Source organism: Streptomyces sp. NPDC104226, from assembly GCF_055584085.1.
The window spans coordinates 317,452-336,629 of sequence record NZ_JBVJMS010000003.1; the positions used below are offsets into that span (position 1 = coordinate 317,452).

The window sequence follows — 19,178 nt, forward strand, 5'->3', positions numbered from 1 at the left end:
CCGCCGGGCCGCCGGTTCAGCGGTTGGCGACGGCCTGCCTCACCAGCGTCCGGCCGAAGTCCCACATGAGCGCCCCGCCGCCGTGGGCCTCGTCCATGACCGCGCGGAAGGCCCCGACGAACCGGTCGACGTCCGCCTCGTCCACGATCAGCGGCGGGATCAGCTTGATCACTTCCAGGTGGTCGCCGGAGACCTGCGTGAGGATACGGTGCTTCTGCAGGAGCGGCACCACGACCATCTGGGCGAACAGCCCCTTGCGCGCCGCCTGCAGCATGCTCCAGCGGCTCCGCAGGCCCAGCGAGGACGGCCGGCCGAACTCGATGCCGATCATCAGCCCGCGTCCCCGTACCTCGTGGAGGAGTTCGTACTCGTCCACGAGCGCGGCGAGCCTCCCGCGCAGCAGCTCGCCCATCGCCCGGGCGTGGGCCACCACCTGCTCGTCCTCCATGACGGAGAGGACGGCGAGCCCGGCCGCCATCGCCTGCGCGTTGGAGCCGAAGCTGGCGGAGTGGACGAGCACCCGGTCCATGGAGGAGTAGACCTTCTTGAAGATCCAGTCCTTGCCGAGGGTCGCGCCGACGGGCACGTAGCCGCCGGAGAGGGCCTTAGCCACGCAGACCAGGTCCGGTTCGACCCCGGCCTCGTGCTGGTAGGCGTAGAAGTCGCCGGTCCGTCCGAGGCCGGTCTGGACCTCGTCCGCGATCAGCAGCGCCCCCCGCCGGTGCAGCGCCTCCTGTGCGGCGAGCAGGAATCCGGGCGGGGCGGCGAGCACCCCCTTGCCCTGGATCGGCTCCACGACGAGGGCGGCCACGTCCCCCTTCTTCAGCTCCCGCTCCAGCGCGGCCAGGTCCCCGAGCGCGATCGCGGTGTCCGGCAGCAGCGGTGCGAAGCCGTCGCGGAAGCCGGCCTCGCCGTTGACCGAGAGCGAGCCCGTCGTGAGCCCGTGGAAGGCGTGGTGGCAGTAGAGGATCCTGGGCCGCCCGGTGGCGTACCGGGCGAACTTCAGGGCGGTCTCCACCGCCTCGGTGCCGCTGTTGCCGAAGAAGACCCGGTCCAGGTGCGGACTGTGGGAGAGCAGCTTCTCGGCGAGCAGTCCGGGCAGCGGCTGGCAGTCGAAGCGGGTGAGGTCGGCGAGCTGGGCGTCCAGCACGTCGTGCAGGGCCTGCCTGACCACCGGGTGGTGGCGGCCCAGGCCCATCACCCCGAAGCCGGCCAGCATGTCGAGGTGGTCGTTGCCCTCGGCATCCCAGAAGTGGGCTCCCTCGGCCCGCACGTAGACCTTGTCGAAGCCGATGGTGTGCAGCATCCGCGGCAGCTGGTGGTTGAGGTGGCGGGCGTGCAGTTCGTACCGCTCGCCACCCCTCTCGGCCAGCAGGGCGCCGAGATCGAAGCCGGTCATGCCGACGCGTCCCGGTTCCCGCCCCCCACGGTCTCGCGGACCGCCCGCAGCGATTCCTTGAGCGAACCCATGGTGGCCAGGACGGCCGTGGGCTCGTACCCGCAGTGCGCCATGCAGTTCGCGCAGCGCGGGTCCTTCCCGCGGCCGTACTTGCTCCAGTCGGTCTCCTCGATCAGTTCCCGGTACGTGGGCACGTACCCGTCGCTCATCAGATAGCAGGGGCGCTGCCATCCGAAGAGCGAGTAATTGGGAATGGCCCAGGCCGTGCAGGGGAAATCGGCCTTGCCTTCCAGGAAGTCCAGGAAGAGCGGGGAGTGGTTGAGCCGCCAGCGCCGCCGGTTGCCTCCGGCGAAAGCCTTCTTGAAGAGTTCGCGGGTCTGTTCGACTCCGAGGAAGTGCTCCTGGTCGGGGGCCTTTTCGTAGGCATAGGCCGGCGAGATCATCATCTCGTCCACCTGGAGATCGTCATTGAGGTAGTTGAGGACCTCGATGATGGTCTGCGGGGTGTCGGTGTTGAAGAAGGTGGAGTTGGTCGTCACCCGGAATCCGCGGCGCTTCGCCTCCTTGATGGCCGCGACCGCCTCGTCGAAGACGCCTTCCTTCGCCACCGATTCGTCGTGGCGCTCGCGCAGTCCGTCGATGTGGACGGCGAAGGCGAAGTACGGGGAGGGCGTGAACTTCTCGATCTTCTTGCGGAGCAGCATGGCGTTGGTGCAGAGGAACACGTACTTCCGCTTGGCCACCAACTGGCGCACGATCTCGTCGATCTGCGGGTGCATCAAGGGCTCGCCGCCCGCGATGGACACCATGGGAGCGCCCGATTCCAGTACGGCGCCCACCGCCTGGGCCACGGGCATGCGCTGCTTGAGCACCCCGGCCGGGTGCTGGATCTTTCCGCACCCCTCGCAGGCCAGGTTGCAGGCGTAGAGCGGTTCCAGCTCGACGATCAGCGGGAACTTCTCACGCTTGCGGAGCTTCTGTTCGAGCAGGTACGTCCCGACCCTGATGGTCTGTCGCAGTGGCATGGCCATCTGGCTCACCTCCTGGGGAGCAGCAAAGAACGGTGCCATTCATAAAACGCGGGCAGTACGGCACGCAGTACGCGAAAGGCCGATATTCCCCCGCGAACGGTGCCGATGCGGACGAGCTCATGCTCCGGAGCGTCCACGATCACCCGGACGGCCGCAACCGGACGGTCCGCGCCCCCCGGGGCGCTCCCGCCCCGGGTCGCGGTCCAGAGGGTGGCGGCCGATTCCATGTCGACGCCGATGGCGCCGCCGGCGCGCAGCTGGGCGCGCTCCTGGCCCCGGACGACGTGGTCGGATCCGGTCAGTGCACCGAGGTGTACGGTCCGGCCGGGTACGGCCCGGGCCAGCGCCTCGGCGAGCAGGGCGGTACCGGCGCAGGCGACCGTGCCGCGCGGGTCCCGGGTCTCCTCGGCGACGACCAGGTCGCCGGGGCTCATGCCGGGCAGCAGCCCGGCGCAGAAGCCGGTGGCGAGCACGGCGGCGCCGTGCAGTTCCGGCTCGGCCAGTTTCCGGCCCACGGCGCGTTCGGCCGCGCGCGGGCCCATGCCGGTGCGCAGGACCTCGTACCGCTCGGGCGCGCCCCGCTCGCGGCCGCTGCGGTACGGGGTGCTGCGCAGGGCGGTCCGCTCGATGCGCAGGGCGCAGGCGATCAGCAGCGGCGGCGGTGCGGCCGCGGCGGGGCCGCCGGTCAGGGCGGGGCCGCCGCTCATCAGGCCTCCCCGGGCAGCGGGGCGGTGTGCGGGAGGGCGGCCGGATCCGCGTACCGCCCGCCGGGGCCGAACGGTTCTCCGTAGAGGTAGCGGCCCAGCGCGGTGAGCGGGAAGACCTGGCGGTACAGGTGGTAGTTGATGGAGAAGTCCCAGGGGAACCCGGTGCCGGTGAAGTAGGGCTCGTCCCAGGTGCCGTCGGAGCGCTGGGTGGAGACGAGGTAGCCGATCCCCCGCCGCACGGACGGCGCGTCGCGCTCCCCCGCCGACAGCAGGGCCATCAGCGCCCACGCCGTCTGCGAGGCGGTCGAGGCGCCCTTCCCCGCCCAGGACGGGTCCCGGTAGGAGCGCTGGTCCTCGCCCCATCCCCCGTCCTCGTTCTGTACGGATTCCAGCCAGGCCACGGCCCGCCGGATCGCGGGGTGCGAGGGGGCGAAGCCCGCGGCGGTCAGCGCCGGGACCACCGAGCCGGTGCCGTAGACGTAGTTGGTCCCCCAGCGGCCGAACCAGCCGCCGTTCGGGTCCTGTTCGGCGAGGAGCCAGGCGATGCCGCGCCGGGTGCGCGCATCGCCCGCCCGGCCCTCGACGGCGAGCATCTCGACGACGTGGGCGGTGACGTCGGCCGAGGGCGGGTCGATGACCTCGCCGAAGTCGCAGAAGGGCAGCTTGTTGGGGTAGGGGCTGGTGTTGTCGGCGTCGAAGGCGCCCCAGGCGCCGTTCTTCGACTGCATGCCGAGGTTCCAGGACACGCCCCGGGCGATGGCACCTTCCATCCGTGCCGGGTCGGGGTGCTTGACGCGGCGCAGGGCGAGGACGACCTCGGCGGTGTCGTCGATGTCGGGGTAGTTGTCGTTGTGGAACTCGAACGCCCAGCCGCCCGGGGCGAGTCCGGGCCGGCGCACCGCCCAGTCCCCGCTGCGGACGATCTCCTCGTCGAGCATCCAGTCGGCGGCCTTGACCAGGGCGGGATGGTCGGGGCGCAGGCCCGCGTCGGCCAGTGCGATGGCCGCCAGGCAGGTGTCCCACACCGGTGACTGGCAGGCCTCGATCATGCGGGCGCCGTCCGCCCGCCACACCGTGAACCGGTCGAGGGACTCCAGCCCGGCCCGCATCACCGGGTGCGCGAGGTCGTACCCGAGCAGGTGCAGGGCGATCAGGGAGTACACGGCGGGCGGCTGGATGCCGCCCCAGCAGCCGTCGTTCTCCTGCCGTTCCACGATCCAGCGGCCGGCGCTGGCCATGGCCGCCGCGCGCAGCCGGCGCGGGGCGAACCGGCGGTAGACGTGCAAGGCCTTGTCCATCCGCTGGAAGGCGCCGTCCCAACTGGCCATCGAGGCAAGCTTCTTGGCCGGGTAGGGAGTCCGCGCGTCGGTGTGCAGCTCGTCCAGGGCGAAGGGGGCCGGGCGGACCGGGCGCAGGGCGGAGACCACGGTGAGGGGCACGATCGTCTGCCGGGCCCAGCAGCCGAAGTCGTAGATGTTCAGCGGCACCCAGGGCGGCAGGAAGAGCAGTTCGGGCGGGAGTTCGGGCAGGTGGTCCCAGCTCCACCAGCCGAACAGCGCCAGCCAGATGCGGGTGAAGACGCGGGCTCCCGCGACTCCGCCGTGGGCCCGGATCCAGGCCGAGGCGCGGGCCATGTGCGGGGCGCCCGGGTCGTCTCCGGCGAGGCGCAGGGCCACGTAGGCCTCGATGGTGGCGGACAGGTCGGAGGGGCCGCCGTGGAAGGTGGCCCAGGTCCCGTCGTCCTGTTGCTCGCCGCGGATGAACAGGGCGGCGGCCCGGGTGGTGGCCTCGTCCCTGATGCCGAGGAACTGGCGCAGCAGCAGGTCCTCGGCGTCCATGGTGACGTTGGTCTCCAGGTCGCCCTTCCACCATCCGGCCTCGTCCTGCCGGTCGAGCAGGTCGCGGATCGCCCGCTCGGTGGCCTCTCGGACCCCGTGCAGCCCGGCGGGTCCGGGGTCCGGGCCGGCGCCCGGGGCCGGGGCCGGGCGCGGCGGCCCGCCACCGGGCCCGGTCCCCGGCTCGTCCGGGTCGGCGCCGCAGGCGTGGGCGCCGCCGTTGGTCGTCGCAGTCATGGCTTCCCCTTTGCGTGAAGTGTCCTCCGCTGTCATGGGGTTCGCCGTCGGACGGTACTACCGGGAGGCGGTACCGTCCGGCGACTGGCGATTCATATGCGCGTACGGGTGGCGATCACCTCTTGCGCACGACGACGAAGTCGGCGAGCGCCACGAGCTGGTCGCGCACGCGCTGGTCCATGTCCACGTCGTCGAGGGCCCTGATGGCGATCTCGTACTGGCGGCGCGCCTCGTCCGCGGTCCACTGGCGGCCGCCCGCGGCCTCGATGAGCGCGGCGCGGGCCGCGAACTCCTCCTCGGAGAAGTTCTCGAAGTCGTTGCTCTTGGCATCGGCGGCGAGCAGCTCGGTCAGCTCCTCGCAGGCCGGTCCGCCGGCGGCGAGGGCGGCGACGACGGGCAGCGACTTCTTGCGCTGGCGCAGGTCGCTCCAGGTCTGCTTGCCGGTGGACTCCGGGTCGCCCCAGATGCCGAGGAGGTCGTCGACGGCCTGGAAGGCGAGGCCGAGGTGGTAGCCGTACTCCTCCAGCTTGTCGGCCGTACGGTCGTCCGCGCCGCCGAGCACGGCGCCGATGGAGACCGCGCAGGCGAGGAGGGCGCCGGTCTTGTTGCCCTCCATCTCCAGGCACTCCTCGACGGTGACGCTCTCGCGGTGCTCGTAGGAGATGTCCTGGGCCTGGCCGTCGATGAGCTTGCGGCTCGCGGTGGTCAGGCGGCGCGTCGCGCGGCCGGCCTCGACCGTGCCGAGCTCCAGCAGCACCTCGTTGGCCAGGGCGAACAGGGCGTCGCCGACCAGGATCGCGAGGGCGGGTCCGTGGACCTTCCACACCGTGTCGCGGTGGCGGCGCTGCTCGTCGCCGTCCATCAGGTCGTCGTGCAGCAGCGAGAAGTTGTGGACGAGTTCGACCGCGACGGCTCCGGGGATGCCGACCTCGGCGGCGGCGCCGGCGGCCTCCGCCGAGAGCAGGGCGAGGGCGGGGCGGACGGCTTTGCCGCCGTCGCCGTCCGCCGGGTTGCCGTAGGCGTCGATCCAGCCGAAGTGGTAGGCGGCGACGGTGTCCATGGGCGCGGCGAGCCGGTCCACGGCGGCGCGGAGCACGGGCGTCGAGAGCGTACGGCCTCGTTCGAGGAGGGCGAGCGTGTCCGCCTTCTCCCCGCCGGCCGGGCCCGCACTGGCGTCCGTGTTCTCGACGGCCGGATTCCCCGGGTTCACTGGCTCTCCTCTGGTTCCTGTACGTACTGCGGTGCGTGGTGCTGCGGTGGCGGTCGTGCCGGTCGTGCCGGTACCAGGGGTACCGGTGGCACTGACGGTGCCGGTGGTGATGCCGGTGGTGGTCATACCGCCTCCTGCAAGGGGTGTTCGCGGTGGCGGCCCAGCGGGACCAGCGCGGCACGGGCCGCGGTCAGTCCGCTGCGGACGGCGCTCTCCATGGTCGCGGGCCAACCCGTCGCGGTCCACGCACCGGCGAGGTAAAGCCCCGGCGTGTCGGTCCGGGTGCCGGGACGCAGCCGTCCGACACCGGGGGTGGGGGCGAAGGTCGCGGTGCGCTCCCGGGTGACGAAGAAGTCGCGCACCTTGGCTCCGCGCGCGGCGGGCAGCAGCCGTTCCAGCTCGGGCAGGTACTTCGCGCGCAGGACCGAGACGGGCTCGTCGATGTCCTCGTGGGCGACGGACTGGGACAGGGCCAGGTACTGGCCGCCGTCGGGGAGTCCGGAGGAGTCGGTGCGGTCGAAGACCCACTGGACCGGGGAGCCGAGGGCCGCGAAGAAGGGCGCCTTGAGGACCTTGCGGTCGTACACGACGTGCACGTTGAGGATCGGCGCGGTGCCGATGTCGAGCAGCTTGTCGGGGTCGGCGAGCGCCCCGGCGGGCAGCAGTCCGTGCGCCTCGCGTTGCGGGACGGCGAGGACGACGGTGCCGGCGTCGAACGATCCGCTCTCGGTGGCCACCCGCCAACCGTCCTGCGGGGTACGGGAGATGGCCGTGACCCGGGTGCGCAGCTCGGTGCGCACCCCCGCGGCGTCCAGGGCCTTGCGGGCGAGGGTGTCGTGCAGGTCGCCGAGCGGTACCCGGGCCCAGCCGATGTCGGCCGCGCCGTTCTCGGAGAGCAGGCCGGTCTTGAAGACCATGGCGGCCAGGCCCAGCGAGGACTGCCCGGCGGTGGCGTTGAGGGTGGCGATGCCGACGAGGTCCCACAGCGCCTCGATGGTGCGCGGGGACTGGCCGTACCGGCCGAGCCAGGTCGCGAAGTCCAGGCCGTCGAGCGCCGGGTCGGCGGGGTCGAGGCGGCGCAGCGCGAGGGCGGCGCGCCCGACGGAGGTCCGCTCCGCGAGCGAGAGGTGCGGGTAGCGGGCGAGGGAGCCGGCCAGGTGCAGGGGTACGGGCAGGGCGCTGCGGCGCAGCCGTCCGAGCCGGGGGCCGCCGGGGTGGGCGACGTCGAGGACGGGTACGTCGAGCCGGTCCTGCAGGGGTGCCAGGTCCGCGCCGTCGATGCGGTCGAGGAACCACCGGTAGGCGGTGCAGCAGCGCAGGTAGACGTGCTGGCCGTTGTCCACGGTCAGTTCCCCGCGCTTGAAGGAGAACGCCAGGCCGCCGAGGCGGGGCCGGCCCTCCAGCAGGGTCACCTGCAGGCCCGCGTCGGCGAGTTCCAGCGCGGTGGTGACCCCGGCGAGTCCGCCGCCGACGACCACGGCGTGCTGCGCGCTCATGCGTCCTCCTCCGTCGCTCCCACAGACGCCGCCGGGCGCCGCGGGGTTGCTCCCGTCCGCCCCGCCGGCACGGCTCGCCGGCCCGCCGTCATCAGAGCCGCCTCCTGGTGCTCTGGCGCGCGATGGTCCGCGCGTCGAGGCCGGAGAGGCCGCGGACCGCCACGTACGCCTTCTCGTGCGGCGGCAGCGAGACGCGGCCGCGGAGCACGGCCTCCGGCTCGCGCTCGATGCGGTCGAGCAGGCGCCGGTAGATGCCGGCCATGGCCGCGACACAGGCGCCGCTGCGCCGGTCGAGCAGCGGCAGCAGCCGGTAGCCCTCCACGAACAGGGCGCGGGCGCGCCGGACTTCGTGGTGGACGAGGCCGGCGAAGTCGGCGCCGGGGGGCATCCGGTCGCTGCGGAAGCCGTCGGAGCAGCCGAACTTGGCGAGGTCCTCGGCGGGCAGGTAGGTGCGCCCGTTGCCGGCGTCCTCGCGAACGTCCCGGAGGATGTTGGTGAGTTGCAGGGCGAGGCCGAGGGTGTCGGCGTACTCGCCGGCCCGTGCCGCGTCGTGCGCACCGGGCCCGCCGGCGGAGCTGGTGCCGAACACGCCGAGCGAGAGCCGGCCGATGGCTCCGGCCACGCAGCGGCAGTAGACCTTGAGGTCGTCCCAGGTCTCGTACGTCTCGCCGCGGACGTCCATGAGGACGCCGTCGATGAGCTCGTCGAGCCCTTCGAGCGGGATCGGGAAGCGGCGCGAGGCGTGCGCGAGGGCGACCGCGACCGGGTCGGTGTCGTCCTCGTCGATCTCCTCGGCGCGGATCCGGCCGAGCAGGGTGCGGGTCTCCTCCAGCCGGGTCAGCTTGACCTCGTGCGGCAGGGTGCCGTCGCCGATGTCGTCGACCCGCCGGGAGAAGGCGTACAGCGCGGACATGGCCTGCCGCTTGTCTGCGGGCAGCAGCCGGATGCCGTAGGCGAAGTTGCGCGCCTGCGAGCCGGTGACGGCCTCGCAGTAGCTGTAGGCAGCCGAAATCGGTGCGGACATCGCTGTCGGCACGGACGGCGCGCCGGGTGCGGACGCGTGTGTGGGGCCCTCCACGGTCGGGCTCACCCCTTTCTCGGCGCTGTGCGCAGGACGGCGGCCACCTCGCGGAGCAGGACGCTCTTGGTGGCCTTGGGCGGGCCGGGAAGGACGTCGAACCCGGCGGCGGTGACGGCTCGCAGGGCGGCGCGTCCTCCTCCCACGAAGCCCGCGAGCAGCAGCCGGAGCCTTCCGTGGACGCTGCCCACGAGCGGCGTGCCTTCGTCGAGGAGCTCCCGCGCCCGTTCGGTTTCGAAGGCGACGAGGGCGCGTACGGACGCACCCGCGGTCGGGGCCTTCAGGTCGGTCTCGGTCACGTGGAAGCGGCGCATGTCCTCGCCCGGGAGGTAGATCCGGTCCCGGTCGAGGTCCTCGGCGACGTCCTGGAGGTGTTCGGCGATCTGCAGGGCGGTGCAGACGGCGTCGGAGCGGCGGATCCGCTCGGGGGTGCTGGTGCCGGTGAGGTCCAGTACGAGCCGGCCCACCGGGTTGGCGGAGAGCTCGCAGTAGCCGACGAGGTCGCCGTACGTCGCGTAGCGCGCGACCCGCTGGTCCTGGCGGTTGGCCTCGATGAGCGCGAGGAACGAGGCGGGGGTGAGCCCGTGGGCGCGCACGACGGGCTGCAGGGCCAGCATCAGGGGGTGGCGCGGGGGCCCGTCGGTGCCGCCGAAGACGCGGCCCAGGTCGGCTTCGAGGGCGTCGAGCATGGCGGGCCGGTCGTCCGAGGCGGCGGGGTCGAGGCCCAGCAGCACGGCGTCGCGGCCGCCCGGGGCGAGGTCGCCGTCGCCGATGTCGTCGACCAGGCGGGCGTACCCGTACACCGCCATCAGGCCCTCGCGCCAGGCGCGGGGCAGGAAGGCGGGGGCGACGGGGAAGTTCTCGGAGCGGGCCTTGCCGAGGGTGGCGGCGCCGGGACGGGCGGGGAGGGAGGCGGAGGCGTCGGGCAGCTCGTGCGGCCGGGGGCTGGTGCCGTGCCCCGGGGTCACCGCCCGCCGCCCGCGGCGGGGACGGCCGTCGTGCCTGGGGGCCGGAGAATTCCCGTAGCCATTGCCGTCACATCTCCCGTTCTACACTGCCAACCCAAAACATCCTATTTCGGACACGCCGCCGCGTTTTCCCCGGGGCGTTCCGGGCTATTCGCCTATGGGGGGAATCGCCCCCTCTTGCCCGCGATTGGGCCCGGCCCAGCTTACGCTGTACAACGCCGCCGGGCCTCGACGGGTATTCGCTCCACCGCCGATGTCCCCCGCACGCCACCCGCGCGAAAAGCGGCCCGCCCCCTGTACCCGGCGCCCGTACGGCATGCGACGGCCCCCGCCGCCGGACGCGGTGGGGGCCGTCGGTGGCGGCCGTCGATGGGAGACCGTCAGCCGGTCGCCTTCTCGTAGGCCCTGACGACTTCCTCGGTGGGACCGTCCATCAGGAGTTCGCCGCGCTCCAGCCAGAGCACCCGGTCACAGGTGTCGCGGATGGAGTTGTTGTTGTGGCTCACCAGGAAAACGGTGCCGGCCTTCTTGCGCAGTTCGCGGATGCGCGCCTCGGAACGCACCTGGAACTTCCGGTCACCGGTGGCCAGCGCCTCGTCGATCATCAGGACGTCGTGGTCCTTCGCCGCGGCGATGGAGAAGCGCAGGCGCGCCGCCATGCCCGAGGAGTACGTGCGCATCGGAAGGGAGATGAAGTCGCCCTTCTCGTTGATCCCCGAGAAGTCGACGATGTCCTGGTAGCGCTCCCGGATCTGCTCGCGGGACATGCCCATCGCGAGACCGCCGAGGACCACGTTGCGCTCGCCGGTGAGGTCGTTCATCAGCGCCGCGTTGACACCCAGCAGCGAGGGCTGGCCGTCGGTGTAGACCTTGCCGGACTCGCAGGGCAGCAGACCCGCGATGGCGCGCAGCAGGGTGGACTTGCCGGAGCCGTTGGAGCCGATGACACCGATGGCCTCGCCCCGGTACGCCGTGAAGGTCACCCCGCGCACGGCGTGGACCCGGCGGACACCCGGTGCGTCGCCGCCCCGGCGGACTATCTTGCTGAGCGCCGCCGTGGCGCTGCCCTTGCCGGAGCTGCCGGTGTTGACCCGGTAGACGATGTGCACGTCGTCGGCGATGACGGTGGGGACGTGCCCCTGGTTGTTCTCAGCCACGGCCGTAACGCTCCTCAGCCTTCCAGAAGTACACGAAACCGCCCGCGCCGATCAGGACGGCCCAGCCGACCGCGAAGGCCCAGACGTGGGGCGGCAGGTTCTCCCGGCCGTACCCGTCGATGAGCGCGAAGCGGATCAGGTCCATGTAGATGGCGGCCGGATTCCACTGCAGCACGTCCGCGATCCACGCGGGCTTGCCCTTGAGCATCTCGGTGATCGAGAACATGACGCCGGAGGCGTACATCCACGTACGCGTCACGAACGGCATGAGCTGCGCGAGGTCGGGGGTCTTGGACCCCATCCGGGCGAAGATCAGGGCGAGGCCGGTGTTGAAGGCGAACTGGAGGACCAGCGCCGGGAGCACCAGCAGCCAGGACAGGGTCGGGTAGTTGCCGAACCCGATCGTGACCACGAACACGACGACCATCGAGAACATCAGCTGCTGGAGCTGCTGCAGCGAGAACGAGATGGGCAGCGAGGCGCGCGGGAAGTGCAGGGCGCGGACCAGCCCGATGTTGGACGGGATGGCCCTGACACCCGCCATCAGCGAGCTCTGCGTGAAGGTGAAGACGAAGACGCCGATCACCAGGAAGGGGATGTAGTCGTGCTTGTTGATGCCCCGGCCGGCGTCGAGGATCAGCCCGAAGATCAGGTAGTAGACCAGCGCGTTCAGCAGCGGGGTCGCCACCTGCCAGATCTGGCCGAGCTTGGCCTGGCTGTACTGGGCCATCAGCTTGGCCCGGGAGAACGCGATGATGAAGTGGCGGCGGTCCCAGAGCTGGCGCACGTACGCGGGCAGGCCCGGCCGGGCGCCGCTGACGGACAGGCCGTACTTCCTGGCGAGCTCCGAGGGGCTCAGCCCGGCGTCGTCGGACGGCCGCTTGCTCGTGGCAAGGGCTCCGTCCTGGGTTGTGTCACTCACAAGATGAAACTTTCCGTCTTCATGATGCGGCAGAAGGTGGCATCGGGCCTGAGTCGATCGGTTCGTGATCGCGTCATGGTCTCAGACCCGGACGTGTCAGATGACAGGCGGTCGGCCCAGCCGGGTCAGCCGCCAGACCGTACGCCATTTCATGGGGCGCCGTGGACCGCAGGATGTGGTCCAGCCCTCCTTGAACCCTCCGAACCAGGCCTTGAGCGCGGGCCCCGAGGGCTTGCGCAGGAGCGTCAGCAGGAGCCAGACGCCCACGTAGACCGGGACCAGCGGGGCGGGCAGGTTGCGGCGGGCGAGCCACACCCGGTTGCGAGCCACCATACGGTGGTAGACCGCGTGCCGGGAGGGGGCCGTGGCGGGGTGCAGGAGCACCATGTCCGCCCGGTAGTCGATCAGCCACCCGGCGTCGAGCGCCCGCCAGGCCAGATCGGTCTCCTCGTGCGCGTAGAAGAACTGCCCGGGGAGGTCTCCGACCTGCTCGAACACCTTCGTGCGGACGGCGTTGGCGCCGCCCAGGAAGGTGGTGACGCGCGAGGAGCGCATCGGGTCGGAGGCCCGCAGCCGGGGGACGTGCCGCCGCTGGGTCTCGCCGGTCTCCGGATCGGCGATCCGGAAACTGACGATGCCCAGCTCGGGGTCCTCGGCGAAGGCCTGCCGGCACAGTTCGGCGGTGTCGGTGCGCTGCAGCAGTCCGTCGTCGTCCAGGAAGAGCAGGACGTCCACGCCGAAACCCGAACCGTCGGCGGACCGGAAGGCCTCGATGCCGACGTTGCGGCCGCCGGGAATGCCCAGGTTCTCGGGCAGCTCGACGGTGCGCACCCCGGCTGCCGGGTCCGCGAGGCCGTCCAGCCGCACGCCCTGGCCCACGACGACCACCTCGACCGGGGCACCGTCCTGGCGGGCCACCGAGTCGATGAGCGCCTTGAGCTCGTCCGGACGGTTGCCCATGGTGATGATCACGGCGCCCAGCCGCAGCGGGGCCGTCACTTGAGCCTGCTGGAGGCCAGCACCGACACCAGGTGCAGCACGGTCTGGAGCATGGCGATGCCAGCGAGCACCGCGACGCCGAGGCGGGAGAAGTACAGGTCTCCGCGCATCTGGTCCAGGACGGCCAGCACCAGGATGAGCAGCGAGGCCTCGATGCCGAGGACCAGGCGGTGGAACTTGAGCGCGGCGGCGGCCCGGCGGGCGAGCGCCATGCCGGAGGAGCGCGGCGTGGCCGCGGCGTCCTGGACCACGGGCTTGCCGGCCTGGTGGCGGGCGACGCCGACCAGGTCGGTCTCGGCCTTGATCAGGATCGCGCCGAGCGCCGCGAGGGTGCCCAGGAAGGCCCACAGCCAGTCGATGCGCCCGGTGCCCCAGATGTCGGCCGCGCGCAGGCCGAAGCCGACGAGCACCGCCGCGTCGCACAGGTAGGCGCCGACCCGGTCGAGGTACACGCCGGACAGCGAGTACTGCTGCTTCCAGCGGGCGACCTCGCCGTCGACGCAGTCGAGCAGCAGGTACATCTGGACCGCGACCACGCCGAGGACGGCGCCCCAGACGCCCGGCACGAGCAGGGCCGGGGCCGCGAGCACGCCGGCGAGGGTCATCACGTAGGTCAGCTGGTTCGGCGTGACCTTGGTGGTGACCAGGAGGCGGGTGATGCGCAGGGAGATCTCGCGCATGTAGAGGCGCCCGCCCCAGTGCTCGCCGCTGACCCGGTCCTTGACGCCCGCCGGGTGAACGACGGGCCGGAGTTCAGCTACGGATGGTCTTGGCATAGTCGGCGTAAGCGTCCCTGATCTCGGCTGCGGACAGGTTGAGGTGTTCGAGGATGGTGAAGCGTCCCGGACGGGTCTGGGGGGCGTACTCGACGGCCGCGACGAACTCGTCCACGCTGAACCCGATCTCCTCGGGCAGCACGGGCAGGCCGTGACCGCGCAGCACCCGGACGAAGAGCTCGGACGTGTCCGTGTCCCCCCGCAGGTGCATCGCGAAGGCGGCGCCGATGCCGACCTGCTCGCCGTGGAGCGCGGAGCGTCCCGGGTAGAGCAGGTCGAAGGCGTGGCTGATCTCGTGGCAGGCGCCGGACGAGGGGCGGGTGTCCCCGCTGATCGCCATGGCGATGCCGGAGAGGACCAGCGCCTCGGACAGCACGGTGAGGAACTCGTCGTCGCCGACCCCGCCGGGGTGGCGCAGTACGGACTCGCCCGCGGTACGGGCCATGGCGGCGGCCAGGCCGTCGACGGGCTCGCCGTTGAGGCGGTGCGAGAGCTCCCAGTCGGCGATGGCCGAGATGTTGGAGATCGCGTCGCCGATGCCCGCGCGGACGAACCGCGCCGGGGCCTCGCGGATCACGTCGAGGTCGACGACCATCGCGATCGGCATGGGCACCCCGTAGGAGCCCCGGCCGTTGTCGTTGTCCAGGATGGAGACCGGCGAGCAGATGCCGTCGTGCGAGAGGTTGGTGGCGACGGCCACCATGGCCAGCCCGACCCGCGCCGCGGCGTACTTCGCCACGTCGATGATCTTGCCGCCGCCCAGACCCACGACGGCGTCGTAGCGGCGTCCCTTTATCTCGTCGGCCAGCTTGACCGCGGAGTCGATGGTCCCGTCGACGACGGAGTACCAGTCGGCGTGCGGCAGCACCGGCTCCAGCTTGGCGCGCAGCACCGCGCCGGAGCCGCCGCTGATGGCGATCGCGAGCTTGCCGGACGCGGAGACGCGCTGGTCGGCCAGGAGGCCGGCCAGGTCGTCCATCGCGCCGCGGCTGATGTCGACGACGACGGGCGAGGGGATGAGCCTCGTCAGTACTGGCATGCGATCGTCCGGCCCTTGGCGAGGTCGTCGTGGTTGTCGATCTCGACCCACTTGACGTCACCGATGGGGGCCACGTCGATGGTGAAGCCGTCGTTGACGAGCTGCTGGTAGCCGTCCTCGTAGTAGAGGTCGGGGTCGCGCTCGAAGGTGGTCTTCAGGGCCTCGGCCAGCGCCTCGGCGGCCTCCGGCTCGATGAGCGTGACGCCGATGTACTCGCCGGTCGCGGTGGCCGGGTCCATCAGCTTCGTGATCCGCTGGACACCGTTCTCGCCGTCGGTGATGACCTTCATCTCCTCGTCGGCCAGGTTCTTGACCGTGTCGAGGGCGAGGATGATCTTCTGGCCGTTGCCGCGGGCGGCGAGCAGGGTCTTCTCGACGGAGACCGGGTGGACCGTGTCGCCGTTGGCGAGGATCACGCCCTGCTTGAGGACGTCACGGGCGCACCACAGGGAGTAGGCGTTGTTCCACTCCTCGGCCTTGTCGTTGTCGATCAGCGTGATCTTGACGCCGTACTTGGCCTCCAGGGCCTCCCGGCGCGCGTACACGGCTTCCTTGCGGTAGCCGACGACGATGGCGACCTCGGTCAGGCCGACCTCGGCGAAGTTGCCGAGCGTCAGGTCGAGGACCGTGATGCTCTCCTCGGCGCCTTCGGGTCCGACGGGCACGAGGGCCTTGGGCAGGGTGTCGGTGTAGGGACGCAGGCGGCGTCCGGCTCCGGCAGCGAGGACGAGGCCGATCATGCTGGTTCTCCTTCGTCATGTACGGCGGGTGCCCCGGAGGAAACCCAGAAGCGGATGCTCTCCACGAGCACCACGAGTGCCACGAACACGGCGAGGGCCGTGAGCGCGACGGGGAAGTCCACGGCGCGCGACGCCAGGACGGAGGCCAGGACCGTGATCAACAGAACCCGGCCTTCGTGCCCGCCGATCGTCCGCACCAGCCAGTGCGGGGGCGCGCCGGTGCCACCGCGGATGCGGTAGACCGTGTCGTAGTGATGGTAGGCGACCGCCGCGACCAGTCCGAATGCCGCCGGAAGGGCCCCGGGCACGTCCGCCTTGGCGGCGAGGATCAGGACCGTGGTGTACTCGGCGGCCCGGAAGACGGGCGGCACGAGCCAGTCGAGCGGGCCCTTGAGGGGCCGGGAGACGGCCCAGCCGGCGACCACCGCGTAGAAGACGCCGGCGATGACCACCTGGCGGCTCCCGTACGCGTGGTCCCAGGCGCCCCACAGCAGGGCGCCCGAGCCGACGACGGCCGCGGCGATCCCGGCGCCGGGGAGCCTGCGGCCCACCAGACGGCCCACGATCTCGGCGACGGGTCCCGAGTCGGCGAGGTCCGCGAGGGCCTGCGCGGCCCGGTCGGTCCGCTGCGCCTTGCGGGTCAGCGAGCGCAGGACCCGGCCGGCGGTGGTGTAGAGCGCGCCGAACGCGCAGCCGACGAGCAGGGCGTAGAAGACGATCCGCGGGGTGGTGACGGCGATGAGGACCGCGATCATGGCCCAGCGCTCGCCGATCGGCAGGATGATCATGCGCCGGATCCAGACGGTCCAGCCGACGCTGTCCAGCTTGTCGGAGAGCGCCGCGGTGGGGCTCGTGTTCGCCGTGGCGTCGTGGTTGGCCTCGTTGAAGGCGAAGTCCACGACGTGCCGGCAGGTCATCAGGATCATGGCGCCGAGGGCCAGGGCCCAGACGTCGTCGCCGTTGCGTGCCGCGCCCAGCGCGAGTCCCGCGTAGAAGGAGTACTCCTTCGCACGGTCGAAGGTGGCGTCGAGCCAGGCGCCCATCGTCGAGTACTGGAGCGAGTAGCGGGCGAGCTGCCCGTCCGTGCAGTCCAGGACGAAGGAGACGAGCAGCAGCACGCCGGAGGCCACGTACCCCCAGCGCTCGCCGGTGGCGGCGCAGCCGGCCGCGATCAGCGCGGTGATCAGCGAGGCGGTGGTGACCTGGTTGGGGGTCAGCCCGCGGCGCGCGCACCAGCGGGCGATGTAGCGGGAGTACGGGCTGATGAAGAAGGTGGTGAAGAACCCGTCGCGGGACTTCACGGCGGTGCGCAGCCGGACGGCCTCGTCGTCGACGGCCGCGACGGCGGCGGTGGCCGCCCGGCGCTCGTCGGCGGTGGCGGGCACGGCGGCGACGAGGGTGCCCAGCTCGGGGCGGTGCACGGGGGTGCCGGCGGCCTCGACTGCGGCGGCGAGCCGGTCGGGGTACGGGCCGTGGCCCACGGGGGCGTACACGTCGTTCGCGGCGGCCCGGTCCAGGGCCTCGCGGGCACCGGGCAGGACGGCGAGGGCTCCGGTGACGGCGCAGGCGTCGAAGCGCGGGTCGGTCAGCGCGAGCCGCAGTGCGTGCACGTGTCCGACGAACTCGCCGTCCACGACGGCCACCCGCTGGTCGGCGGGTACGAGCGCCAGCGCGGCGGCGGCCTCCGACGGGGTGGCCGCGGCGTGCACGTCGAAGCCGAGGGAGCGCAGCTCGCCGGCGAGCGCTGATCCGGGCACCGGCAGGCCGGTAAGGATGACGGTCGGCAGACGAACTCACTCCTTGCACACACACGGGTTGACGGGCGCCGGGTGGGCCGGTCGCACGTCGGCAGAGGCTATCGGATGAACGGAAGCGGGGGTTCACCGCATGTTTACGCTCCGACAAGCCGAAAAACACGGGCCTGTCAGTCCTGTGCCGATCATCATTGACGATCTGCGGGAGCGATCACAAACCGTCGAGGGGGCCCTTGCTGTTAAGGTTGTCGCAGACGCGTACGAATTTCGCGAAAGCGTCCCAATCGCCCGAATGTCACACGACAAGTGACGAAAGAAAGAGAAAGAGGTGGGGTTGATGACCGTCGCAGGCGTCGCCGCCCAGCGCAGCGCACTCCGGTACATCCCCCTCTCCTTCCGGGCGTCCGGCCGGGCCTGATCACACCGATCGTCCCCGTCGGCCGGAGCCCCCTTTCCAAGGGTTCACGTTGACCGACCACACCGGTAACACCAGCAACACCCACACCACCGACTTCAGCACCCAGGGCGACCTCTTCTTCGAGGCGTTCATGGAGCTGCACCGCGGCCTGCCCCGGCAGTCCCCTGGTTCCGAGGCCACCACCCGCCACCTGCTGTCCCTGTGCGGACCGCTGCCCGAGCGGCCGCGCGCCCTGGACCTGGGCTGCGGTCCCGGCGCGAGCGCCCTGCTGCTCGCCGCGGAGGCGGGCGGCCACGGGGCCGACGTCACCGCCGTCGACCTCCAGGACGGCTTCCTCGACGAGCTCCGCACGACCGCCGCGGCCCGCGGGCTCGGCGACCGCGTCCGGACCCTCAAGGCGGACATCGGCGACCTCGCGGCACAGCCGGACGGTTCCTTCGACCTCCTGTGGGCCGAGGGCTCCGCCTACACCATCGGTTTCGCCACCGCGCTCGCCCGGTGGAAGCGCCTGCTCGCCCCCGGCGGCACCCTGGTGCTGAGCGAGTGCGAATGGACCGTCGACGAACCGTCCGCCGGGGTCCGCGCCTTCTGGGACCCGCACTACGCACTGCGCTCCACCGCCCGCAACCTGGCCTCGATCCAGGCGGCCGGCTACCGGGTGCTGGCGATCCACCGGCAGCCCGACTCCGACTGGGCCGCCTACTACGGGCCGCTCGGCGAGCGGGCCGCCGCGGCCGCGGAACCCTCGGGTCCCGAAGCCGCGGCCGCGCTGGGCTTCGTACGCGAGGAGATCGACGTACGGGAGCGGTACGGGCACGAGTACGGGTACACCGCCTACGTCCTGCAGCCGGTGACGGCCGGGGACGGCGGCCACTGGCCCGTCCGCCCGGAGGCGGCCGGGGACGCGGCCGCCGTGCACGCGGTGAACTCCACCGCGTTCGGGACCCCGGCCGAGGCCGACCTCGTGGACGCGCTGCGCGCCGACGGTTCCTGGCTGCCCGGCCTCTCCTACGTGGCCGAAGGCCCGGACGGGTCGGTCGCGGCGCACGCCCTGCTGACGCGGTGCACGGTCGACGGGGCGCCGGCGCTCGCGCTCGCCCCGGTGGCCGCCGCTCCCGCGCTCCAGCGCTCGGGCGCGGGCAGCGCGGTCGTACGGGCCCTGCTCGCGGCGGCCGCGGAGCGCGGGGAGAGCCTCGTCCTGGTCCTCGGACATCCCGAGTACTACGCGCGGTTCGGGTTCGTGCCGGCTTCGCGCTTCGGGATCAGGGCCCCGTTCAAGGTGCCCGACGAGGCCATGATGGCGCTGGTGCTCGACGATTCGGTGCCGGTGCCCACGGGCACGATCAAGTACCCGGTCCCCTTCGGGGTTTGATGCCGGGTCCGGCCCGCGGCCGGACGGACTGACCGATCCG

16 protein-coding genes are annotated in these 19,178 nt (G+C 72.0%); 1 reads left to right on the forward strand and 15 read right to left on the reverse strand.

All coding sequences use genetic code 11. The annotated features are described in order from the left end of the window. Window positions 1–16: 16 nt before the first annotated feature. From ACZ60J_RS11395 to ACZ60J_RS11465, 15 genes are all read right to left on the reverse strand, one after another. A complete protein-coding gene (locus tag ACZ60J_RS11395; protein ID WP_469680806.1) occupies window positions 17–1,399 on the reverse strand; it encodes an aspartate aminotransferase family protein in 1,383 nt (460 codons plus the stop codon). Continuing rightward, complete coding sequence (gene hpnH, locus ACZ60J_RS11400; protein ID WP_469680808.1) at window positions 1,396–2,430, reverse strand: adenosyl-hopene transferase HpnH; 1,035 nt, start codon at window positions 2,428–2,430, stop codon at window positions 1,396–1,398. The genes ACZ60J_RS11395 and hpnH overlap by 4 nt, the downstream gene beginning before the upstream one ends. 5 nt (window positions 2,431–2,435) lie before the next feature. Continuing rightward, window positions 2,436–3,137, reverse strand: coding sequence for a phosphorylase family protein (locus ACZ60J_RS11405; protein WP_469680810.1), 702 nt, complete (start codon window positions 3,135–3,137; stop codon window positions 2,436–2,438). Then, complete coding sequence (shc, locus tag ACZ60J_RS11410) at window positions 3,137–5,209, reverse strand: squalene--hopene cyclase (protein WP_469680812.1); 2,073 nt, start codon at window positions 5,207–5,209, stop codon at window positions 3,137–3,139. The genes ACZ60J_RS11405 and shc overlap by 1 nt, the downstream gene beginning before the upstream one ends. Window positions 5,210–5,324: 115 nt before the next feature. After that, the gene (locus ACZ60J_RS11415; RefSeq protein WP_469680814.1) at window positions 5,325–6,419 is read right to left on the reverse strand and encodes a polyprenyl synthetase family protein; all 1,095 of its coding nucleotides are present in this window, start codon (window positions 6,417–6,419) and stop codon (window positions 5,325–5,327) included. Between the two features lie 122 nt (window positions 6,420–6,541). After that, a complete protein-coding gene (hpnE, locus tag ACZ60J_RS11420) occupies window positions 6,542–7,915 on the reverse strand; it encodes a hydroxysqualene dehydroxylase HpnE (protein ID WP_469680816.1) in 1,374 nt (457 codons plus the stop codon). A gap of 91 nt (window positions 7,916–8,006) precedes the next feature. Next, window positions 8,007–9,005, reverse strand: a complete 999-nt coding sequence (gene hpnD, locus ACZ60J_RS11425; RefSeq protein ID WP_469680818.1) for a presqualene diphosphate synthase HpnD — start codon at window positions 9,003–9,005, stop codon at window positions 8,007–8,009. Beyond that, on the reverse strand, window positions 9,002–9,922 hold the full coding sequence (gene hpnC / locus ACZ60J_RS11430) for a squalene synthase HpnC (protein WP_469681507.1): 921 nt from the start codon (window positions 9,920–9,922) through the stop codon (window positions 9,002–9,004). Before hpnC ends, hpnD begins: the two co-directional genes overlap by 4 nt. A gap of 419 nt (window positions 9,923–10,341) precedes the next feature. Further along, window positions 10,342–11,118, reverse strand: coding sequence for an ABC transporter ATP-binding protein (locus ACZ60J_RS11435; protein WP_469680820.1), 777 nt, complete (start codon window positions 11,116–11,118; stop codon window positions 10,342–10,344). Beyond that, the gene (locus ACZ60J_RS11440) at window positions 11,111–12,040 is read right to left on the reverse strand and encodes an ABC transporter permease (protein ID WP_469680822.1); all 930 of its coding nucleotides are present in this window, start codon (window positions 12,038–12,040) and stop codon (window positions 11,111–11,113) included. The genes ACZ60J_RS11435 and ACZ60J_RS11440 overlap by 8 nt, the downstream gene beginning before the upstream one ends. Window positions 12,041–12,136: 96 nt before the next feature. Further along, window positions 12,137–13,000: a glycosyltransferase family 2 protein gene (locus ACZ60J_RS11445; RefSeq protein ID WP_469681509.1), complete on the reverse strand. Its 864-nt coding sequence runs from the start codon at window positions 12,998–13,000 to the stop codon at window positions 12,137–12,139. A gap of 35 nt (window positions 13,001–13,035) precedes the next feature. Then, the gene (locus ACZ60J_RS11450) at window positions 13,036–13,815 is read right to left on the reverse strand and encodes a CDP-alcohol phosphatidyltransferase family protein (protein ID WP_469680824.1); all 780 of its coding nucleotides are present in this window, start codon (window positions 13,813–13,815) and stop codon (window positions 13,036–13,038) included. After that, window positions 13,793–14,854, reverse strand: coding sequence for an iron-containing alcohol dehydrogenase family protein (locus tag ACZ60J_RS11455; RefSeq protein WP_469680825.1), 1,062 nt, complete (start codon window positions 14,852–14,854; stop codon window positions 13,793–13,795). Before ACZ60J_RS11455 ends, ACZ60J_RS11450 begins: the two co-directional genes overlap by 23 nt. Then, complete coding sequence (locus ACZ60J_RS11460; RefSeq protein WP_469680827.1) at window positions 14,842–15,594, reverse strand: phosphocholine cytidylyltransferase family protein; 753 nt, start codon at window positions 15,592–15,594, stop codon at window positions 14,842–14,844. The genes ACZ60J_RS11455 and ACZ60J_RS11460 overlap by 13 nt, the downstream gene beginning before the upstream one ends. Then, on the reverse strand, window positions 15,591–17,381 hold the full coding sequence (locus ACZ60J_RS11465; RefSeq protein ID WP_469681511.1) for a DUF5941 domain-containing protein: 1,791 nt from the start codon (window positions 17,379–17,381) through the stop codon (window positions 15,591–15,593). The genes ACZ60J_RS11460 and ACZ60J_RS11465 overlap by 4 nt, the downstream gene beginning before the upstream one ends. A gap of 434 nt (window positions 17,382–17,815) precedes the next feature. Between ACZ60J_RS11465 and ACZ60J_RS11470 the strand changes: the two genes are divergently transcribed. Further along, window positions 17,816–19,138, forward strand: a complete 1,323-nt coding sequence (locus ACZ60J_RS11470; protein WP_469680829.1) for a GNAT family N-acetyltransferase — start codon at window positions 17,816–17,818, stop codon at window positions 19,136–19,138. The last annotated feature ends 40 nt before the right edge of the window (window positions 19,139–19,178 follow it).

Bases quoted from the DNA above. Each gene is read 5' to 3' on its own strand.
- ACZ60J_RS11395 (WP_469680806.1), bottom strand. From the start codon at position 1,399: ATGACCGGCTTCGATCTCGGCGCCCTGCTGGCCGAGAGGGGTGGCGAG.
- hpnH (WP_469680808.1), bottom strand. From the start codon at position 2,430: ATGGCCATGCCACTGCGACAGACCATCAGGGTCGGGACGTACCTGCTC.
- ACZ60J_RS11405 (WP_469680810.1), bottom strand. From the start codon at position 3,137: ATGAGCGGCGGCCCCGCCCTGACCGGCGGCCCCGCCGCGGCCGCACCG.
- shc (WP_469680812.1), bottom strand. From the start codon at position 5,209: ATGACTGCGACGACCAACGGCGGCGCCCACGCCTGCGGCGCCGACCCG.
- hpnE (WP_469680816.1), bottom strand. From the start codon at position 7,915: ATGAGCGCGCAGCACGCCGTGGTCGTCGGCGGCGGACTCGCCGGGGTC.
- ACZ60J_RS11445 (WP_469681509.1), bottom strand. From the start codon at position 13,000: ATGGGCAACCGTCCGGACGAGCTCAAGGCGCTCATCGACTCGGTGGCC.
- ACZ60J_RS11450 (WP_469680824.1), bottom strand. From the start codon at position 13,815: ATGCCAAGACCATCCGTAGCTGAACTCCGGCCCGTCGTTCACCCGGCG.
- ACZ60J_RS11455 (WP_469680825.1), bottom strand. From the start codon at position 14,854: ATGCCAGTACTGACGAGGCTCATCCCCTCGCCCGTCGTCGTCGACATC.
- ACZ60J_RS11460 (WP_469680827.1), bottom strand. From the start codon at position 15,594: ATGATCGGCCTCGTCCTCGCTGCCGGAGCCGGACGCCGCCTGCGTCCC.